Raw genomic sequence first — 17,878 nt, forward strand, 5'->3', positions numbered from 1 at the left:
CACCGCTATTTGGTGACAGTGCGACAGCTCGACCACGCTCGCGCTTCCCGCCGGGAAGAGCCCGGTGGAGCGGTCCCACGGCCCGGGTTTCGCCCCGACATCGAGGGGCTGCGGGCGGTCGCGGTGCTGGCCGTGGTGCTGTTTCACGCCGAGGTCCCCGGCGTCCGTGGGGGTTTCGTCGGCGTCGACGTGTTCTTCGTGATCTCCGGGTTCTTGATCACCGGGCTGCTGTGGGCCGACGTGGCCGACACCGGCACGGTGCGGCTGGGCCGGTTCTACGCGGCCCGCGCCCGCCGCCTGTTGCCGGCGGCGGCCACCGTCGGCGTCGCCACCGCGGTGAGCGCGGCAATCCTGCTGCCGCCGTTGTCCTCTCGCGGCGTCTTGGGCGACGGCATCGCCAGCGCGCTCTACGTCGGCAACTACCGGTTCGCCATCGTTGGCACCGACTACCTGGCCGCCGACGCGACGCCGTCGCCGTTTCAGCACTACTGGTCGCTGGGTGTGGAGGAGCAGTTCTATCTGCTGTGGCCGGTCCTGATCCTCGGCACGGCCTGGCATCTGCGGCGCCAGCTGGGAATCCGGGCCGCGACGTCGACGCGCCCGTACCTGCTGGCGCTGGGCCTGGTCGCGGCGGGGTCGTTGGTGCTGTCGCTGACCTGGACCCGCACGTCGCCGCCGTGGGCGTTCTTTTCGCTGCCCACCCGGGCCTGGGAGTTGGCCGCCGGCGGCCTGGTGGCGCTGAGCGCCGGCCGGTGGCGGCGGCTGCCCGGGCCGTGCGCCGCGGTCGCCGGCTGGGGCGGCCTGGGGTTGGTGGCGCTGTCCTGTGTCCAGTTGGGGCCCACGACCGCCTATCCGGGCACCGCGGCGCTGGCGCCGGTGCTGGGCACCGCGTTGGTGCTCGGCGCCGGCGGCCCAAACCCGGCGGCCGGGGCGGGCCGCGTCCTGGCGGTGCCGGCGCTGCGCGCGGTCGGCCGGATGTCGTATTCCTGGTACCTGTGGCATTGGCCGGTGCTGCTGTTGGCGCCGCTGGCGCTGGGTCACCCGCTCGGGCTGGCCGGCCGGGTGGCGGCGGCCGGCGTCGCGGCCGGGTTGGCCGTGCTGACCTTGCACCTGATCGAGAACCCGGCCCGGTTCGCGGCGCCGCTGCGCGGTTCGCCGGGGAAGAGCCTGGCGGTGGGCGCCGGCGCCGTCACGGTGTGGGTGGGCACCGCCCTGGTGTTGCAGATGCTGGTCCCCGTTCCGGCCGGCCACGGTGCCGCCGCGCCGGCGGTGACCGCGGCGCCCGGCACCGATGCGGTCCCGCGGTCCCCGACCGCGCAGATCCAGGCGGCGGTGGCGGCGGCGACCACCGCGCGGCCGGTCCCGGCCAACCTGTCGCCGCCGCTGGCCGACGCCGCCGCCGATAAACCGGCCGTGTTCGTCGACGGCTGCCTGCGGTCCTGGCTGGACGTCGGGCACGGCGACTGCGCGTCCGGCGACCCCGGCTCCCCCACCCGGGTGGTGCTGGTCGGCGACTCGCACGCCGCGATGTGGGATCCGGCCCTGCAGTCCGTCGCCGCGCAGCGCGGCTGGCGGCTGGAGACGCTGACCAAGGTCACCTGCCCGCTGTTGGGCCTGCCGATCCTCAGCCCGTACCTGGGTCGGCCGTACCGCGAGTGTGAACAGTGGCGCGGCGAGATGATGGCGCGGCTAGCCGCCGAGCACCCGCAGCTGGTCGTGTTGACCATGAGCCGCCGTTACGCCCCGGACTTCAGCTTCGCCTCCTACGATGCGGCGTGGCTGGGCGCGCTGACCCGCGCGGTGGCGGCACTGCGCGGCCTGGGCGCGTCGGTGGTGGTGCTCGGGCCGGTGCCCGATCCGCAGACCGCGGTGCCGGCCTGCCTGTCGGCGCACCTCGACGACGCCAGCGCCTGCGCGCCGACCCGGTCGGCGGCGGTCCACCAGGCCGGCATCGACGCCGAGCGGGCCGCCACCACGGCCGGCGGCGGCCACTACGCCGATCTGACCGCGCTGTTCTGCACCGCCGAGGTGTGCCCGGTGATCGTCGGCGACCAGCTGGTGTTCCGCGACGACAACCACCTCACCGGCCAGTACGCGACGACGCTGGGGCCCGCGATCGGCGAACTGGTCGACAGCGCGCAGGCCCCCAACTAGCCGCTAGCCATTAGCCCGGGAAACTGGGGTTCGCCGGGTTGTTCGGATTCAGCGGGCTCGCCGGGTTGGCCGGGTTATCGGGGCTCATCGGGTTGGCCGGATTATTGGGGTTCATCGGGCTGGCCGGGTTGGCCGGATTATTCGGATTGAGCGGGCTATTGATATTCGCCGGGTTCGTCGGGCTGTTCGGGCCGTACGGCCCGAGATTGCAGACCGCGTTCGCATTGGCCATGCAATCGCCGGGGTTGAACGGGTCGGGGTTGGCGGGATCGGCCTGCGCGGGGCCGGCCACGGCGAGGACCGGTGCGGCGATCACGACGGCCAGCGCCGCGGTCTTGGCGATGCGGCGACGGACACCGGAAACCATTGCAGGATTCACCGTATTGCTCCCTCGGTCGTGTTCCTGGTCGATGCCGACCGTCGAGGCTGAATCTACGGCGCCGAGACTGTAATCAGGGCGTGTTTCGCGGCGCCCAGACGCTCTGAGTACAGGCTCGGCGCCATGAGCGCAGGCTAGCGGCCAAACCGGCGCAGTCGCAGGCTGTTGGTGACCACCAGCACCGACGAGCAGGCCATCGCCGCGCCGGCGATCATCGGGTTGAGCAGCCCGGCGGCGGCCAGCGGGATCGCGGCGACGTTGTAGCCGAACGCCCACAGCAGGTTCACCCGGATGGTGTGCAGCGTGCGCGCCGACAACCGCAGCGCGGTCGGCACGGTGCGCAGGTCGCCGCGCACCAGGGTCAGGTCGCCGGCCTCGATGGCGGCGTCGGTGCCGGTGCCCATCGCCATCCCGATGTCGGCGGTGGCCAGCGCCACCGAGTCGTTGACGCCGTCGCCAACCATCGCCACCCGGGCGCCGTCGGCCTGCAGCGCCTTGACGGCGTCGGCCTTATCGGTGGGCAGCACCCCGGCGATGACGCGGTCGATGCCGACCTCGGCGGCCACCCGCTGCGCGACGGCGGCGGTGTCGCCGGTCAGCAGCACCGGGGTGATGCCCATCCCCTTCAGCTCGGCGATCGCGGCGGCGCTGCTGGGTTTGACGGTGTCGGCCAGCGTGATCACGCCGCGCACCCGGTCGTCCCAGCCGACCTCGACCGTCGTGCCGCGCTGCGCCGGCGCCGGCGCCAGCAGGTCCACCCCGGCCAGCGACCCGGCCCGCGACACCCGCACCCGCACCCCGTCGACCAGCCCGGACACCCCGGTGCCCGGCTCGTTGACGAAGGCGTCGGGCACCGCCGGGTCCAGTCCCCGATCGCGGGCGGCGGCCACGATCGCGGCGGCCACCGGGTGCTCGGAGGCGGATTCGACGGCCGCGGCGCGGGCCAGCAGCAGGTCGGCGTCCTCGCCGGGCCGGGGCGCCACGTCGGTCACGGCCATCACGCCGGTGGTCACCGTCCCGGTCTTGTCCAGCACGACGGTGTCGATGTGCCGGACCGTCTCCAGCACCTGCGGGTCCTTGATCAGGATGCCCAGCTGCGCGCCGCGGCCGGTGCCGACCAGGATGGCCGTCGGGGTGGCCAGCCCCAGCGCGCACGGGCAGGCGATGATCAGCACCGCCACCGCCGCGGTGAACGCCGCCGCGGCGCCCTGCCCGGCCAGCAGCCACCCGGCCAACGTCAGCGCGGCGATCACCAACACGGCGGGCACGAACACCGCCGAGACCCGGTCGGCCAGCCGCTGCACGGCGGCCTTGCCGCTCTGGGCGTCGCTGACCAGTTTGGCCATCCGGGCCAGCTGGGTGTCGGCGCCGACCTTGACCGCGCGCACCAGCACTCGGCCGTAGGTGTTCAGCGCACCGCCCAACACCTGGTCGCCGGGGCCGACGTCGACCGGCACCGACTCCCCGGTCAGCGCCGCGGTGTCCAACGCCGACGCGCCGTCGACCACCACCCCGTCGGTGGCCACCCGCTCGCCGGGCCGCACCGCGAACACGTCGCCGACGTGCAGCTCGTCGACCGGCACCCGCACCTCGACCCCGTCGCGCAGCACCGCGGCGTCCTTGGCGCCCAGGGTCAGCAGCGCCCGCAGCGCCGCCCCGGCGGACCGTTTGGCGCGCGCTTCGGCGTACCGCCCGGCCAGCAAAAACACCGTGACCGCCGCGGCGACCTCGAAATACACATGGCCGCGGCCGGCGAGCACCGCCACCGCCGACCAGCCGTAGGCGGCCAGCGTCCCCAGCGACACCAGGGTGTCCATCGTGGAGGCGCCGTGCACGGCGTTGCGCAGCGCGGCGCGGTGGAACGGGGCACCGCCCCACAGCACGATCGGCGTGGTCAACGCGAACACCAGCCACTGCCAGCCGGGGAACTGCCAGCCCATCACCATCGACAGCGCGACCACCGGCACGGCCAGCACCGCCGACCCGATCAGCCGGGGCCGCAGCCCGGTCCCCGTGGTGTCCTGGTCGGCGGCGGCGCCCACCACCGATGCCTGGTAGCCCGACGACTGCACCGCAGCGATCAGGTCGGCGACCGACACGCCGGATTCGTGTTGGACGTGGGCGCGTTCGACGGCGAAGTTCACCGTGGCCTGCACCCCGTCGAGCTGGTTGAGGCCCCGCTCGATCCGCGCCGCGCACGCGGCACAGGTCATGCCGCGCAGCTGCAGATCGGTGGTCACCATGCCGACGATCATACCCCTAGGGGGTATTAATGGTATGTCTGCTTCGCCACAGCCGGGCCACCCCGACCACGGCCAACACCCCGGCCAGCGTCGCCAGCAGCAGGGTCAGCAGCAACATCGGCGGGTCGTAGACCACCGAGGTGGTGGCCGGCTGCCCGGCGCTGATCGGCGCGACGGCCACCGTCGAGCGCACCTGCGACCAGCTCAGCGCGCAACCCACCGCCGCCGCCGCGGCCAAACCGAGTTCGACGGCGGCGCGGACCTTGGCGGTCACCACCGCGACTCCTCGTCGTCGTCGTTAACCGGTTCGGTGCGCTCCACCACCAGCGGGGCCAGCGCCGCCCGCAGTTGACGATGGTGCCGGGCCCAGGCCTGCGCCTTGCGGCCGCCGGTGAGCCGCAACCCGATCCCGACGCGTCCGCGCGGCACCCCGGTCAGCTCGCCCAGCGCCCGGGCCGACTGCCAGGCCACCACCTCTTCCTCCGCCGCCGCCTTGTTGTCGGCCTCCGGATAGATCTTGATGATGTCGCCGACCGGGATGGTTTCGGTGCCCTGGCGCAGGGTGTCTGCGGTCAACTCGACCGAGGTGTGGATCCGGGCCGCCTTGACCTGCAGGCCGACGAACCCCGACACCAGCACCAGGAAGATGCTGGGCATCAACAGGTTGAACCCGTAGCCGCTGTGCGCCTGGATCAGCAGCATCGTCACCGCCGACGCCGGGCCGGCCAGCACCCAATACCAGCTGGCGCCGCGTTCGTGGAACAGCGGCGCGGGATGCGGCGGCGGGACGGGCGGGTCGGCTTGCATGCTCGGGTCAGAGTAGCGGGCTCGGGTCACTGCGGTGAGATTGCATCCAGGGTCGCGAATTTCGCGAATCAACAGCCCTCCGCGCAGTCTCAACGGCGCCAACGGCGCGCATCACGTCAGCCACTCGGCCGCCGCGGCGGCCCAATAGGTCAGCACGATGTCGGCGCCGGCGCGCCGGATGCTGATCAGCGACTCCAGCGCGGCCGCCGGCCCGTCGATCCAGCCGTTGGCCGCCGCCGCGGAGATCATCGCGTACTCCCCGGACACCTGATAGGCGGCCACCGGCACCGGCGACACCTCGGCGGCCGCGGCCACCACGTCCAGATAGCCCAGCGCGGGTTTGACCATCACCAGGTCGGCGCCCTCGTCGAGGTCCAGCATCACCTCGCGCAGCGCCTCGCGGGCGTTGCCGGGCTCCTGCTGGTAGGTGCGCCGGTCGCCGGCCAGGCTGGAGTCCACCGCGTCGCGGAACGGGCCGTAAAACGCCGACGCGAACTTGGCGGCGTACGCCAGGATCACCACGTCGGTGTGTCCGGCCGCGTCCAGCCCGTCCCGGATGACGCCGACCTGGCCGTCCATCATGCCGCTGGGCCCCACCACGTGCGCCCCCGAATCGGCTTGGGCCACCGCCAGTTCGACGTAGCGGGCCAAGGTCGCATCGTTGTCCACCCGGCCGCGCGCGTCCAATACGCCGCAGTGCCCGTGGTCGGTGAACTCGTCGAGGCAGGTGTCGGCCATCAACACCGTGGCATCGCCAAGGTCCTTGGCCAAATCCCGCAGTGCGACGTTGAGGATGCCGTCGGGGTCGGTGCCGGCCGACCCCACCGCGTCCTTGTCGCCCGGGCGGGGCACCCCGAACAGCATCAGCCCGCCCACCCCGGCGGCGACGGCGTCGGCGGCCGCCGCCCGCAACGAATCCCGGGTGTGTTGGTACACGCCGGGCATAGACGGGATGGGGCGAGGCTCCGTTATCCCGTCGGCGACGAACATCGGCAGCACCAACTGCCGTGGCTCCAGCGAGGTTTGCGCAACCAAGCGGCGCAGCGCCGGCGTCGAACGCAGCCGGCGCGGACGCTGCCGCGGATACGCCATCGAGCTAGCGCCTGCGGCTCTTCTTACGCGGTGGCGGCAGCGCCCCCTCGGCGCGGAGCCGGGCGGCGTGCTCGGCCAGCGCCTCCACCAGCGGGCCCACCGCCGCGGTCTCCGGCTGCACGTCGACCCGCAACCCGAATTCGGCGGCGGTCTCGGCGGTTTTGGGGCCGATGCAGGCGACGATGGTGCGGGCGTGCGGCTTACCAGCGATGCCGACCAGGTTGCGCACCGTCGACGACGAGGTGAAGCACACCGCGTCGAACCCACCGGTTTTGATCATCTCGCGGGTGGCCGCCGGCGGCGGGGCGGCGCGCACCGTCCGGTAGGCGGTGACATCCTCGATCTCCCAACCCCGTTCGCGCAGACCCTCGGCCAGCGTCTCGGTGGCGATGTCGGCGCGCGGCAGCAGCACCCGGTTCACCGGGTCGAAAACGCTGTCGTACGGCGGGAATTCATCCAGCAGCCCCAGCGAGGACTGTTCTCCGGCCGGCACCAGCTCGGGGCTGACCCCGAAGGCGCGGACCTTATCGGCGGTGGCCTCGCCGACGCAGGCGATCTTCACCCCGGAGAACGCCCGCGCGTCCAGCCCGAACTCGCCGAACTTTTCCCACACCGCGCGCACCGCGTTGGTGGAGGTGAACACCACCCACTGGTACCGGCCGTCGACCAAACCCTTGACGGCCCTTTCCATCTGGGCCGGGCTGCGCGGCGGCTCGACGGCGATGGTGGGCACCTCCATCGGCAGCGCGCCGTGGGCCACCAACCGTTCGCTCATCTCGCCGGCCTGGTCCTTGGTCCGCGGCACCAGCACGGTCCAGCCGTACAGCGCCCGGCTTTCCCACCAGTTCAGCTTGGCCCGGTTGCTCACCGTCTTGCCGATGGTCACCACCAGCGGACCGGTCAGCGGGCCGGCGGGGTCGGTGCCGCCCAGCACGGCGGGGTCGGTCAGGCCCTGCAGGGTGGTCTCCACCGACCGCTGCGCGCAGGTGGTGCCGTTGGCGGTCACCACGCACGGGGTGGAGTCGGCCAGCCCATATTCGACCAGGGTGCGTGCGGCTTCGGCCAGATGCGAGCCGGTGGCTTGCAGGATCAGCGGGCCGGGGGCGGCGGCCAACGCCGACCAGTCCACGTCGCCGCGCACGTCGGCCACGGTATGCGACGAACCCAGCGGCAGCCCCGCGTAGGTGGGCACCGCGCTGCTGGCCGGCAGCCCGGGCACCACCTCGAAGTGCAGGTGGCTGCGGCTCACCGCGTTCACCTCGGCGATGACGGCGTCCACCGACAGCGGGTCGCCGGCGACCAGCCGCACCACGTCGGCCCCGGCTTTCGCCTCGGCGGTCAGGGTCTTGGCCACCTCGGCCGGGTCCCCCAACGCGGGGCGGATGTCGGGACCCCCGGCCACCGCGGCGTCCGCCGCAGCGTCGTCGGCGGCCTCGGCGTCGGCGGGTGCCGGTCCGGAGACCGGCGGCAGGTCGGCACCGATCAGCGACAGCACCGACTCGGGCACGTCGGGGTCGGTGAACACCAGGGCGGCGTTCGTCAGCACCGTCCGCGCCCGCATGGTCAGCAGGCCCGGGTCACCAGGACCCGACCCCACGAACACGATGCGGCCCGGCTTCGGCTTACGCCCTCGCGTCGTCATCAGTTACTCCCAGTCACCTCTCGTACGCGGGTGTCTCACCGCGCGTCCGACATCAGTTCCCGCGCACCCAGCTCGAACAACTCCGCGGCCACCGAGAGCCCCAGCTCCCGGGCTCGGCCCACGGTGCCGATGCCGGACGCGCGGATCACATCGGATCCGTCCAGCGCCGCCACGCAGCCGCGCAGCGACAGCTCCTCGAAGACGTGCCCGTCCTCATCGATGGACTCGACCACCTCGGCGATCGCGCCCACCGGTGCGGAACAACCCGCCTCCAGTTCGGCGAGCAGGGCTCGCTCGGCGGTGACCGCCGCGCGGCTATCGGCGTCGTCGAGCTCCGCCAATGCCGCCGCCAGCGCGGTGTCGCCGGCGCGGCACTCGACGGCGAGCGCACCTTGAGCCGGGGCTGGCAACATCTGCACCGGCTCCAGCGTCTCGGTGACTTCCTCGAGGCGGCCCAGCCGGGCCAGACCCGCCCGGGCTACCACGATGGCGTCGAGATCACCGCTGCTTACCCTGTTCAACCTGGTATCTAGGTTGCCTCGTAGGGGGCGAATTTCCAAACCGAGACCCAGTGCTCTAAGCTGTGCGGCCCGCCGCGGGGAGGACGTGCCCACCAGCGAGCCCGTCGGCAACTCCGCCAGCACCAGCCCGTCGCGGGCCACCACCGCGTCGCGGGCGTCTTGCCGCGCCGGGATGGCCGGGATGGCGAACCGGGCGTCGGCGGCGGTGGGCAAATCCTTGTAGGAGTGCACGGCGGCGTCGACGCGGCCGTCGTCGATGGCCTCGCGCAGGGCGGCGGTGAACACCCCCACCCCGAGGCTGGCAATCGGCGCCATCGACTGATCGCCGACGGTGCGGATGATCACCAACTCCGCGGGATGGCCGTTGGCGATCAGGGCGTCGCGCACCGTACCGGCCTGGGTGGTGGCCAGCGCGCTGCCCCGCGTTCCGATCCGGATCACATCGGCCAAGACGGCTCCACGCGGCTACTGCCGCGACTCGGTGCTGCCACCCGAGATGCTGTCCGTAGGGTCGGGGATGTCGGACCCCGTTGATACCAGCGGCAATTCGCCGGCGGTGGCCACCGCGTCGACGGCTTGCGGGTCGAGCTCGAACAGCTCACGCAGCGCCTCGGCGTAGCTGTCGCCGCCGGGGGCGCCGGCCAACTGTTTAACCCGCACGGTGGGGGCGTGCAGCAGCTTGTCGACGACCCGGCGCACGGTGCGGGCCACCTCCTCGCGCTGGGCGCTGTCCAGCCCGGGCAGCCGGTTGTCCAGCCGCAGCAACTCCGAGGTGACGACGTCGGCGGCGCGTTGCCGCAGCGCGGTCACGGTCGGGGTGACCTCGGCCATCCGCTGCCCGGCCAGGTAGGTGGCAACCTCGCGGGCGACGAGCTGGCGGGCGGCCTCGGCGTCGGCGGCGGCCGCCCGCGCCGACGGTTCCCGCTGGATCCGGTCCATATCGGCCACCCACACGCCGGGCAACCCGGCCACCGCCGGGTCGACGTCGCGGGGCATGCCCAAATCGCAGAACGCCAGCGGCTGCGCCACCTCGTCGCGGTGGCCGCCGGCCAGCGCGTGGTGCACGTCGGCCAGCGTCACCACCGGGCGCACCGCGCCGGTGCAGCTCACCGCCACGTCGGCGTCGGCCAGGGCGGCGGCCAGCCGGTCCAGGGTGAGGGCCTCGGCCGGGGTGCCGGATTCGCGGATCTTGCGGGCCAGCCGCTGCGCGCGCGGCAAGGACCGGTTGACGACGTGGATGTGACCGATCCCGGCCCGGGTCAGGTGCGCCGCGGACAACGCGCCCATCGCCCCGGCGCCGATCACCGCGGCGGTTTTCCCGGCCAGCCCGCCCAGCTTGGCGTCGGCCATGCCCAGCGCGACCGACACCACCGAGGCCCCGGCGGCGTCGATCGTGGTTTCGGAGTGCACCCGTTTGCCCACCGACAGCGCCCGCTGCGCCAACTCGTGCAGCACCCGGCCGACGGTGCGGTTGGTCTCGGCGGAGGCGTAGGCGCGGCGCACCTGCCCGAGCACCTGCTGTTCGCCGACCACCGCCGAATCCAGGCCGCTGGCCACCGCGAACAGATGCTCGACGGCGGCCTCGCTGTAGCGGACGTAGGCGTATTTGGTCAGGTCGGCCATCGAGATGGCGGCGTGCTCGCTGAGCACCTGCCCGATCACCGACAGCCCGCCGTGGAAGGCGTCCACCACGGCGTAGACCTCGACCCGGTTGCAGGTGGACAGCATCATGGCCTCGGTCACCAGCGGCGACTGCAGCACCTTGTCGATGATCTTGACCTGATCGGCTTCGTCGGTGCTCAGCTGCTCCAGGATGGAGACCGGCGCGCTGCGGTGCGAAACCCCGAAGAGCAGGACGCTCACGGCTTAATCACCTGGCCTGCTCCCTCGCATTCACCAGTGAACGAACTGACCTCCACGGTAAACGTTTACCAGCTGGGCTACCAAATTTGCGTGCCCGTTGGTTGCTCGCCCGGGCCGGCGGCTGCCGGCCGGTGAGTGTGCGATCTCATACGGTTTGGCCGCCGAAAGCGTATGAGACCGCACAGCCGCTGCGAGGTTGCTCACAGGCCGGCGGATCAGGCCAGGTCGGCGCGCAGCCGGTCCTCGTCGAGCTCCCAGTAGCTGTGCTCGCGGCCGTCGAGCAGGACCACCGGCAGCCGGTCCCCGTATTCGGCCCGCGCTGCGGCGTTACCCGCCGCGGCGGCCGCGTCGACGTCGGTGGCGGTCAGGTCGAAGCCCAGCTCGCCGGCCAACTCGCCCAGCCGGGCGTACACCCGGGCGCACACCGCGCAGCCGGCGCGGGTCAGCAACTCCACCTGCGGGCGCTGCGGCTGGTTCACGGCGACCAGTGTGGCACCGGTGGCCACGCGGGTGCCAGATAAGGTTGAGCCAACACTGCGGCACACATTTGAAGGAGTCCGTGATGGCGTTCTCCGACCCGGGCAGCGCGGATCCGGCCGTGGCCGCTGCCGACACGGTGGCCGCCGACGCCAGCGCCGAACGCGCGGTGGAGGGCGTGGCCGCCGACGCGGCCGTGCCCCCGGCGGACAGCCCGTCACCGGTCGATCTGACCGCCGCCGCGTTCTTCGACGTGGACAACACCTTGGTGCAGGGGTCCTCGCTGCTGCACTTCGGCCGAGGCTTGGCGGCCCGCCACTACTTCACCTACCGCGACGTGCTGCGGTTCGTGTACGCGCAAGCCAAGTTCCAGGTGATCGGGCGGGAAAACAGCGACGACGTCGCGGCCGGTCGGCGCCAGGGGCTGGCGTTCGTCGAGGGCCGCACCACCGCGGAGCTGGCCGCGTTGGGCGAGGAGATCTACGACGAGATCATCGCCGACAAGATCTGGCCGGGCACCCGGGAGCTGGCCCAGATGCATCTGGACGCCGGCCAGCAGGTGTGGCTGGTCACCGCCACCCCCTACGAGCTGGCCGAGACCATCGCCCGCCGGCTGGGGCTGACCGGGGCGCTGGCCACCGTGGTGGAGTCGGTGGACGGGGTGTTCACCGGCCGGCTGGTCGGCGAACTGTTGCACGGCGCGGGCAAAGCGCACGCGGTGCGGTCGTTGGCGATCCGGGAGGGGCTCAACCTCAAACGGTGCACCGCCTACTCCGACAGCTTCAACGATGTGCCGATGCTGTCGCTGGTCGGCACCGCGGTGGCGATCAACCCCGACGCCGCGCTGCGGGAGCTGGCCCGGGAGCGGGGCTGGGAGATCCGCGATTTCCGCACCGCCCGCAAGGCGGCCCGGATCGGTGTGCCGTCGGCGCTGGCGCTGGGGGCCGCCGGCGGGGCGCTGGCGGCAGCCGTGTCGCGTCGCCACGACCGCTGAGAGGGCGCGATTTCCGTTCGCAAGCGGCTGTCGCAGGACGCATGGTGCCCAGTGGCACTTTCACGATGCGACTCGCCGGAGACGCGTCGTGAAAGTGCCATTCGCGGACGGCGGGGGCAGGTGAGGCCGCGGCTGCGTCGCGGCTAGGCGGGGCGCTCCTGCGCGCTGATAGGCTTCCGCCGCCGGGCACTATTGCGAGCGGAGGGCGACCGGGCATGTCAGTGCACACAGAATCGCAGGGAATCATCGGTACTCACTACCGGTTCCCGGACTATTTCCAGGTCGGCCGGGAAAAGATCCGCGAGTTCGCCGCCGCGGTCAAAGACGACCACCCGACCCACTTCGAAGAGTCCGCGGCCCAGGAGGCCGGCTACGACAGCCTGGTCGCCTCCCTGACGTTCCTCGCGGTCGCCGGGCGTCGCGTGCAGCTGGAGATCTTCACCAAGTTCGACATCCCGATCAACATCGCCCGGGTCTTCCACCGCGACCAGAAGTTCGAGTTCCACCGGCCGATCCAGGCCGGCGACAAGCTGTACTTCGACACCTACCTCGATTCGGTGATCGAGTCGCACGGCACGGTGATCAGCGAGATCCGCAGCGAGGTCACCGACGCCGACGGTCAGCCGGTGATGACCAGCGTGGTCACCATGCTCGGTGAGTCGGCGAACCAGGACGCCGACACCGAAGCGGCGACCATCGCCGCGATTGCATCGATCCGCGGCCAGGCCTAACCTCGGCGGCTATGACCGACCGGGGAGAGCGCTCACCCGACGCCGGACTGGTACCGCATTACGCGGACGTCCAGTCGCACTACGACCTGTCCGACGAGTTCTACCGGCTGTTTTTGGACCCGACCCAGACCTACAGCTGCGCCTACTTCGAACGCGACGATATGACGCTGCACGAGGCACAGCTGGCCAAGATCGACCTGTCACTGGGCAAGCTGGGCCTGCAACCCGGCATGACCCTGCTCGACATCGGCTGCGGCTGGGGCGCCACCCTGGCGCGGGCCATCGAACGCTACGACGTCAACGTCATCGGCCTGACCCTGAGCAAAAACCAGCAGGTTCACGTCGAGAACCTGTTCGACACCATCGACAGCCCGCGCAGCAAACGGGTGCTGCTGGAGGGCTGGGAGAAGTTCGACGAGCCGGTGGATCGGATCGTGTCGATCGGCGCGTTCGAGCACTTCGGCTACGACCGCTACGACGACTTCTTCGCCCGGGCCTACCGGCTGCTGCCCGCCGACGGCGTGATGCTCTTGCACACCATCACGATGGTGAGCCCGGAAGAGGCCGAGGAACTCGGGCTGAAGCTGACCATGACGCTGGTGCGGTTCATCAAGTTCATCATGGACGAGATCTTTCCCGGGGGTCAGCTACCGCGGGTGGCCAACGTGGAATCGCACGCCACCAAGGCGGGTTTCACGGTGGCGCGGGTGCACCCGCTGCGCCCGCATTACGCCCGCACGCTGGACATGTGGGCCGCGGCGCTGGAGGCGCACCGCGACGAGGCCATCGCGATCCAGTCGCAGCAGGTCTACGACCGCTACATGAAGTACCTGACCGGCTGCGCCGACCTGTTCCGCAACGGCAACACCAACGTCTGCCAGTTCACCCTGGTCAAGTAGCCCCCGCGAGCAGACGCAAAAGCACCCATTTCGTGCCGAAATAGGGTGCTTTTGCGTCTGCTCGGCCGCGGAACTCAGCCGAAGAACACGTTGCGCCGGCCGGTCAGCAGCCGGTACAGCGTCTGCTGGATGGTCTCGCGCACCTGGTCGGTCAACTCGAAGGTGACCATCGGGTCGTCGGCGGCGGACTCGTCGTAGTCGACGGTGGGGATCGGCTCACCGAACGCGATATGCCACTTCGACGGCAGCGGCACCAGCCCGGCCGGGCCGGCCAGCGGGAACAGCGGGGTGATCGGGAAGTACGGCACCCCGAGCAGCCGGGCCAGCAATTTGACGTCGGCCAGCATCGGGTAGATCTCCTCGGAGCCGACGATCGAGCACGGCACGATCGGCGCCTTGGCCCGCAGCGCGGCCGACACGAAACCGCCGCGGCCGAAGCGCTGCAGCTTGTAGCGATCCTTGAAGCGTTTGCCTAGCCCCTTGTAACCCTCCGGGAACACCGCGGTCAGTTCGCCGGCGGCCAGCAACTTGTGGGCGTCGGCGGTGCACGCCATGGTGTGGCCCGCCTTGCGGGCGGCCGGGCCGATCACCGGCAGGTCGAAAACCAGGTCGGCGGCCAGCAGCCGCAAATCCCGGTGGGCCGGGTGTTCGTCGCGCACAGCCACCGAGGTCATCAGCGCGTCGATCGGCAGCACCCCGGCGTGATTGGCCACCACCAGCGCCGCCCCGGTGTCCGGCAGGTTCTCCACACCGCTGACCTCGACCCGGAACCATGACTTGAAGAAGAACCGCAGCAAAGGCAGCGCGACGGCGTTGGTGAAGTGCGGGTCGAAGCCGTACTCGTCGACGCTGTAGTCCCCGGTGATCCGTTCCCGGATGAACTGGGCGATCGCGGCGACCCGTTCAGCGAATTCGTTGGCGGAGGGTTGCGCCGCCATGGCACCGCTGGCGGCGCGGCGCTGGTCGATCTCGCGGACGACGGCGGCGATCTCCTCGGCCGAGGCCCGGCCCTTGCCGTCGTGGGCCACCGAGGGATGCCGGCGCGCCGCGTCGGCGCGCCGCTGCGCCGTTGCACGACTCGAATTCGAGTGCAACGGAATGACTTTCGCCTTCGAATCGCCCGCCACCATGCCTACCTCCCCTCCCCCGATCGAGAAACTATGCGCGGCTGCCCCAACGCTGAGCTGCCGCCACGGCGCGGCGCTCCAACGAGCGTACCCATTGCGGGTCGATGATCGGAGTGAGATCACGACCCCGCAAATAATCATCGAAGGCCTCGGCTGTGGACCATTTCGGGCTGTAGCCAAGGTCGTCACGCATTCTAGTCGTGTCCATCACTCGACCAAAGCTCAAATACTCAAGTTGTTCACGATTGATCTCGGTGTAGCGGTTAGCCCGTCTCAACGAATCCACCGCCCACAGCCCAAAACCCGGCACTGGCACCGGGATTCGACCCGACCGCCGGATCGCCTGCGACATCATGATGATGCCGCTGGCGCCGATGTTGAAGGTGCCGGGTTTACCGGCCATGGTGGCGCGCTCCAGCGCGCCCAGCGCGTCTTGCTCGTGCAGCAGCTGCAGCCGCGCGTCGCGGCCGAGCACCGTCGGGACCAGCGGGCCAGCCAGGTACCGCGACAATGCGGTATCCATCGCCGGGCCGATCATGTTCGCCAACCGCAAGATGGTGACCGCAATATCCGGCCGGCGCCGCCCCAGCCCGCGGGCATAGCCCTCGATGTCGATGCTGTCCCGCGGGAACCCCTCGCTGGGCGGACGGTGGCTGGTGCTGTCCTCGGTGAAGGCGACCGGATCGCGCGAACTGGACCCGTAGACCTCCGACGTCGACTTCAAGATCACCCGGCGCACCGACGGCGCCTTCTGACAGGCCCCGAACAGCTGCATCGCGCCCATCACGTTGAGTTCTTTCAACGCCGCCCCGCCCCCGGATCGCGGGGCGTAGGACGCCGCCGCGGCATGCACCACGGTGTCGACCTCGCCGTTGCGGATCACCTTGGCGATGAACGGGTTGCGGATGTCGGCGCGGACGAACTCGGCGCGGCCCATCCGGCGCAGCATGTCCTTGCTCGGCGCGATCGCGTCCACCGCGATGACCCGGCTGATCAACGGGTTTTGCACCAACCGCGCGGTCAGGTAGCCACCCAGGAACCGGCAGGCGCCGGTTACCAACACCACCTTGGGGTAATGCCGGATGTCACTGCCGCCGCCGGTTGGGGGCCCCGCCGAATCCACGCCGATAGCCTAACGGCCGGACGGCAGTTGGGCAGGACGAGCCGCGAACCGCGGCAAAACGCGGGGGCTACTTACCGAGTTTTCTGCGCTGCACCCGGGTGCGACGAAGCAGCTTGCGGTGCTTCTTCTTCGACATGCGCTTGCGCCGCTTCTTGATGACTGAACCCATGAACTCCGCTATCTAACTCTGCCTGCGCCTAACTGTGGCTGGCTGCTGAATCGACCTGGCTACCTTACCTGGGCGGGTGCACGGAACGGAAAACCGCGCACCCGGCCGCGGGCGTGGGGGTCGGCGATGGTGGGCCGGACGGGCGGGTGCCGCCGTCGCGCTCCTGGGCCGCGGCGAGGCTGCGGTGGGGGTCTCGAGGCTGCGTCCACCGTCTTGAGGCTGCGGTGGGGGCGTCGACTCTGCGATGAGGGCGCGCCGTCGAGGCCGGATGTAGCCCTGACCGCAGGCTCGACGCCGCAGCCGCAGACTCGCCGCCGCAGCCGCAGGGTCGATGGGCATGCCGATCGCCCGGCCCCCACGGGCCGGGTGTGGTGTGGTCGCCGAAGCTCAGCCCGCGTCGAAGAAAGAGCTCTCCAACAGGTCATGCACGGCTTTGGCGTGCACCCGGAAGGATCGCCCGACTCGTACCGCAGGCAGCTCACCGTTGTGCACCAAGCGGTACACCGTCATCTTGCTGACCCGCATCAGCGCGGCTACCTCGGCCACGGTGAGAAATTGAGTTCTGCCCTGCTGACTGTCTGGTGCATTGGAGTCTCGCACCGATTTTCCACTAGCCGAATCCCGCGCCGAAGGCCCGTTCATTGACGTCATCGCAACCCAATCCAATCAGGCACCTGCAGCCCCAGCGGCTTCCCCTCCGCTGGCACGCACAAGTGCTTCCAGAAAGGAGAATAGCGGGACCAATGGGGTTACTGCGACTGGTGTGGGGTAATTAGTCAAAAATTCCTGAATTACTCCGTTGTAATTCTTAGCTGCTCAGAGCGGTTTTTTGCGGCCTGCACGGCGGCGTCGACCGTCGCCCGCAAACCCCCGCGCTCGAGTTCGCGCAGCGCCGCCGCGGTGGTACCGCCCGGCGAGGTAACTGTCGCCCGCAGCTGCGCCGGGGTGGTGTCCAGCCCCGCCTCGCTGGCCTGCCGGTCCTGCTCGATGCGCTCCAGCAGCATCGCCGCCGAACCGGCCATGGTCTTGACCGCCAGGTCGGTGGCCACCCGGCGGGTCAGGCCGACGCCGACGGCGGCGTCCACCAGGGCCTCCACCATCAGGAAAAAGTAGGCCGGTCCCGAGCCCGACATCGCGGTCACCGCGTCCATCTGCGTCTCGGGCACGGTCAGCACGTCGCCCACGCTGTCGAACAGCGCCGCGACCTCCTTGAGCTGCTCCTGCGTGGCGAAGCGCCCCTTGGCGAGCACGCTGACCCCGGCGCCGACCAACGCCGGCGCGTTGGGCATCGCCCGCACCACCGGCGTCCCGGCCGGCAGCTTGGATTCCAGGTAGCCGGTGGTGACACCGGCCGCGATGGTGACAAACACCTGCTCGGGGCTGTCCTCGGCGGCTTGGGCGGCCGCGTCGGCGACCTCGCCGATCACCGCTTCCACGTCGGACGGTTTGACCGCGACGATGACGAACGTCGCGGTCTCCACCGCATCGGCCAGCGACGTCACCAGCACCGAATAGGTCTCGGACAGGTACTTGACGCGGGCGGGCAGCTTCTCGGCGACCACCAGGTCTTTGACCTGGCGCCCGGACCGCAGCAAGCCCGACAGCAGGGCCTCGCCCATGCTGCCGCCACCGATGAGTGCGATTCTGGCCATGGCCG

Annotated in this window: 18 protein-coding genes; 4 read left to right on the top strand and 14 right to left on the bottom strand. The window is 70.9% G+C overall.

Annotated features, from left to right (window positions below):
• Positions 1-9 precede the first annotated feature (9 nt).
• Entirely contained in the window at positions 10-2,154 is a 2,145-nt protein-coding gene (locus tag ACAG26_RS03670; RefSeq protein ID WP_370479458.1) for an acyltransferase family protein, read from the top strand.
• 10 nt (positions 2,155-2,164) lie between these two features.
• Here the strand turns inward: ACAG26_RS03670 and ACAG26_RS03675 are convergent, their stop codons facing one another.
• The 9 genes from ACAG26_RS03675 to ACAG26_RS03715 form a co-directional block, all read right to left on the bottom strand.
• Positions 2,165-2,521, bottom strand: coding sequence for a hypothetical protein (locus tag ACAG26_RS03675; RefSeq protein ID WP_370479461.1), 357 nt, complete (start codon positions 2,519-2,521; stop codon positions 2,165-2,167).
• Positions 2,522-2,667: 146 nt separating this feature from the next.
• Positions 2,668-4,788 (bottom strand): heavy metal translocating P-type ATPase, encoded by a 2,121-nt coding sequence (locus tag ACAG26_RS03680; RefSeq protein WP_370479463.1) that lies wholly within the window; start codon positions 4,786-4,788, stop codon positions 2,668-2,670.
• A 4-nt stretch (positions 4,789-4,792) separates the two neighbouring features.
• The gene (locus ACAG26_RS03685) at positions 4,793-5,050 is read right to left on the bottom strand and encodes a hypothetical protein (RefSeq protein WP_370479466.1); all 258 of its coding nucleotides are present in this window, start codon (positions 5,048-5,050) and stop codon (positions 4,793-4,795) included.
• Entirely contained in the window at positions 5,047-5,583 is a 537-nt protein-coding gene (locus tag ACAG26_RS03690) for a DUF3093 domain-containing protein (protein ID WP_370479468.1), read from the bottom strand. The genes ACAG26_RS03685 and ACAG26_RS03690 overlap by 4 nt, the downstream gene beginning before the upstream one ends.
• A 111-nt stretch (positions 5,584-5,694) precedes the next feature.
• Positions 5,695-6,675: a porphobilinogen synthase gene (hemB, locus tag ACAG26_RS03695; RefSeq protein ID WP_370479471.1), complete on the bottom strand. Its 981-nt coding sequence runs from the start codon at positions 6,673-6,675 to the stop codon at positions 5,695-5,697.
• A gap of 4 nt (positions 6,676-6,679) precedes the next feature.
• Positions 6,680-8,317 (bottom strand): uroporphyrinogen-III synthase, encoded by a 1,638-nt coding sequence (locus tag ACAG26_RS03700; protein WP_370479473.1) that lies wholly within the window; start codon positions 8,315-8,317, stop codon positions 6,680-6,682.
• A gap of 35 nt (positions 8,318-8,352) precedes the next feature.
• Complete coding sequence (gene hemC, locus ACAG26_RS03705; RefSeq protein ID WP_370479639.1) at positions 8,353-9,279, bottom strand: hydroxymethylbilane synthase; 927 nt, start codon at positions 9,277-9,279, stop codon at positions 8,353-8,355.
• A gap of 24 nt (positions 9,280-9,303) precedes the next feature.
• Positions 9,304-10,701 (bottom strand): glutamyl-tRNA reductase, encoded by a 1,398-nt coding sequence (locus ACAG26_RS03710; RefSeq protein ID WP_370479476.1) that lies wholly within the window; start codon positions 10,699-10,701, stop codon positions 9,304-9,306.
• 215 nt (positions 10,702-10,916) lie between these two features.
• Entirely contained in the window at positions 10,917-11,180 is a 264-nt protein-coding gene (locus ACAG26_RS03715; RefSeq protein WP_370479478.1) for a glutaredoxin family protein, read from the bottom strand.
• Between the two features lie 83 nt (positions 11,181-11,263).
• On the opposite strand from ACAG26_RS03715, the gene ACAG26_RS03720 reads away from it, so the two are divergent.
• The 3 genes from ACAG26_RS03720 to ACAG26_RS03730 all read left to right on the top strand — a co-directional run bounded on the left by ACAG26_RS03720 (position 11,264) and on the right by ACAG26_RS03730 (position 13,802).
• Positions 11,264-12,172, top strand: a complete 909-nt coding sequence (locus tag ACAG26_RS03720) for an HAD family hydrolase (protein WP_370479481.1) — start codon at positions 11,264-11,266, stop codon at positions 12,170-12,172.
• Between the two features lie 215 nt (positions 12,173-12,387).
• Positions 12,388-12,903, top strand: a complete 516-nt coding sequence (locus tag ACAG26_RS03725; protein WP_370479483.1) for a MaoC family dehydratase N-terminal domain-containing protein — start codon at positions 12,388-12,390, stop codon at positions 12,901-12,903.
• Between the two features lie 11 nt (positions 12,904-12,914).
• On the top strand, positions 12,915-13,802 hold the full coding sequence (locus tag ACAG26_RS03730; protein ID WP_370479486.1) for a cyclopropane mycolic acid synthase family methyltransferase: 888 nt from the start codon (positions 12,915-12,917) through the stop codon (positions 13,800-13,802).
• Between the two features lie 74 nt (positions 13,803-13,876).
• On the opposite strand, the gene ACAG26_RS03735 is transcribed toward ACAG26_RS03730, so the two are convergent.
• The 5 genes from ACAG26_RS03735 to proC all read right to left on the bottom strand — a co-directional run bounded on the left by ACAG26_RS03735 (position 13,877) and on the right by proC (position 17,873).
• Positions 13,877-14,932: a lysophospholipid acyltransferase family protein gene (locus ACAG26_RS03735; RefSeq protein WP_370479488.1), complete on the bottom strand. Its 1,056-nt coding sequence runs from the start codon at positions 14,930-14,932 to the stop codon at positions 13,877-13,879.
• A 28-nt stretch (positions 14,933-14,960) separates the two neighbouring features.
• Entirely contained in the window at positions 14,961-16,052 is a 1,092-nt protein-coding gene (locus ACAG26_RS03740; RefSeq protein ID WP_370479491.1) for an SDR family oxidoreductase, read from the bottom strand.
• A gap of 67 nt (positions 16,053-16,119) precedes the next feature.
• Positions 16,120-16,221, bottom strand: coding sequence for a 30S ribosomal protein bS22 (locus ACAG26_RS03745; protein ID WP_003402602.1), 102 nt, complete (start codon positions 16,219-16,221; stop codon positions 16,120-16,122).
• Between the two features lie 387 nt (positions 16,222-16,608).
• Positions 16,609-16,872, bottom strand: coding sequence for a helix-turn-helix domain-containing protein (locus ACAG26_RS03750; RefSeq protein WP_071028478.1), 264 nt, complete (start codon positions 16,870-16,872; stop codon positions 16,609-16,611).
• A gap of 140 nt (positions 16,873-17,012) precedes the next feature.
• Positions 17,013-17,873 (bottom strand): pyrroline-5-carboxylate reductase, encoded by an 861-nt coding sequence (gene proC, locus ACAG26_RS03755; RefSeq protein WP_370479493.1) that lies wholly within the window; start codon positions 17,871-17,873, stop codon positions 17,013-17,015.
• Between the last annotated feature and the right edge of the window lie 5 nt (positions 17,874-17,878).

Source organism: Mycobacterium sp. pUA109, from assembly GCF_041287095.1.
GTDB lineage: Bacteria > Actinomycetota > Actinomycetes > Mycobacteriales > Mycobacteriaceae > Mycobacterium.

Coding starts and splice junctions, on each gene's coding strand:
- ACAG26_RS03675 (WP_370479461.1), bottom strand. CDS start 2,521: ATGGTTTCCGGTGTCCGTCGCCGCATCGCCAAGACCGCGGCGCTGGCC.
- ACAG26_RS03680 (WP_370479463.1), bottom strand. CDS start 4,788: ATGATCGTCGGCATGGTGACCACCGATCTGCAGCTGCGCGGCATGACC.
- ACAG26_RS03690 (WP_370479468.1), bottom strand. CDS start 5,583: ATGCAAGCCGACCCGCCCGTCCCGCCGCCGCATCCCGCGCCGCTGTTC.
- hemB (WP_370479471.1), bottom strand. CDS start 6,675: ATGGCGTATCCGCGGCAGCGTCCGCGCCGGCTGCGTTCGACGCCGGCG.
- ACAG26_RS03700 (WP_370479473.1), bottom strand. CDS start 8,317: ATGACGACGCGAGGGCGTAAGCCGAAGCCGGGCCGCATCGTGTTCGTG.
- ACAG26_RS03720 (WP_370479481.1), top strand. CDS start 11,264: ATGGCGTTCTCCGACCCGGGCAGCGCGGATCCGGCCGTGGCCGCTGCC.
- ACAG26_RS03725 (WP_370479483.1), top strand. CDS start 12,388: ATGTCAGTGCACACAGAATCGCAGGGAATCATCGGTACTCACTACCGG.
- ACAG26_RS03730 (WP_370479486.1), top strand. CDS start 12,915: ATGACCGACCGGGGAGAGCGCTCACCCGACGCCGGACTGGTACCGCAT.
- ACAG26_RS03735 (WP_370479488.1), bottom strand. CDS start 14,932: ATGGTGGCGGGCGATTCGAAGGCGAAAGTCATTCCGTTGCACTCGAAT.
- ACAG26_RS03745 (WP_003402602.1), bottom strand. CDS start 16,221: ATGGGTTCAGTCATCAAGAAGCGGCGCAAGCGCATGTCGAAGAAGAAG.
- ACAG26_RS03750 (WP_071028478.1), bottom strand. CDS start 16,872: ATGACGTCAATGAACGGGCCTTCGGCGCGGGATTCGGCTAGTGGAAAA.
- proC (WP_370479493.1), bottom strand. CDS start 17,873: ATGGCCAGAATCGCACTCATCGGTGGCGGCAGCATGGGCGAGGCCCTG.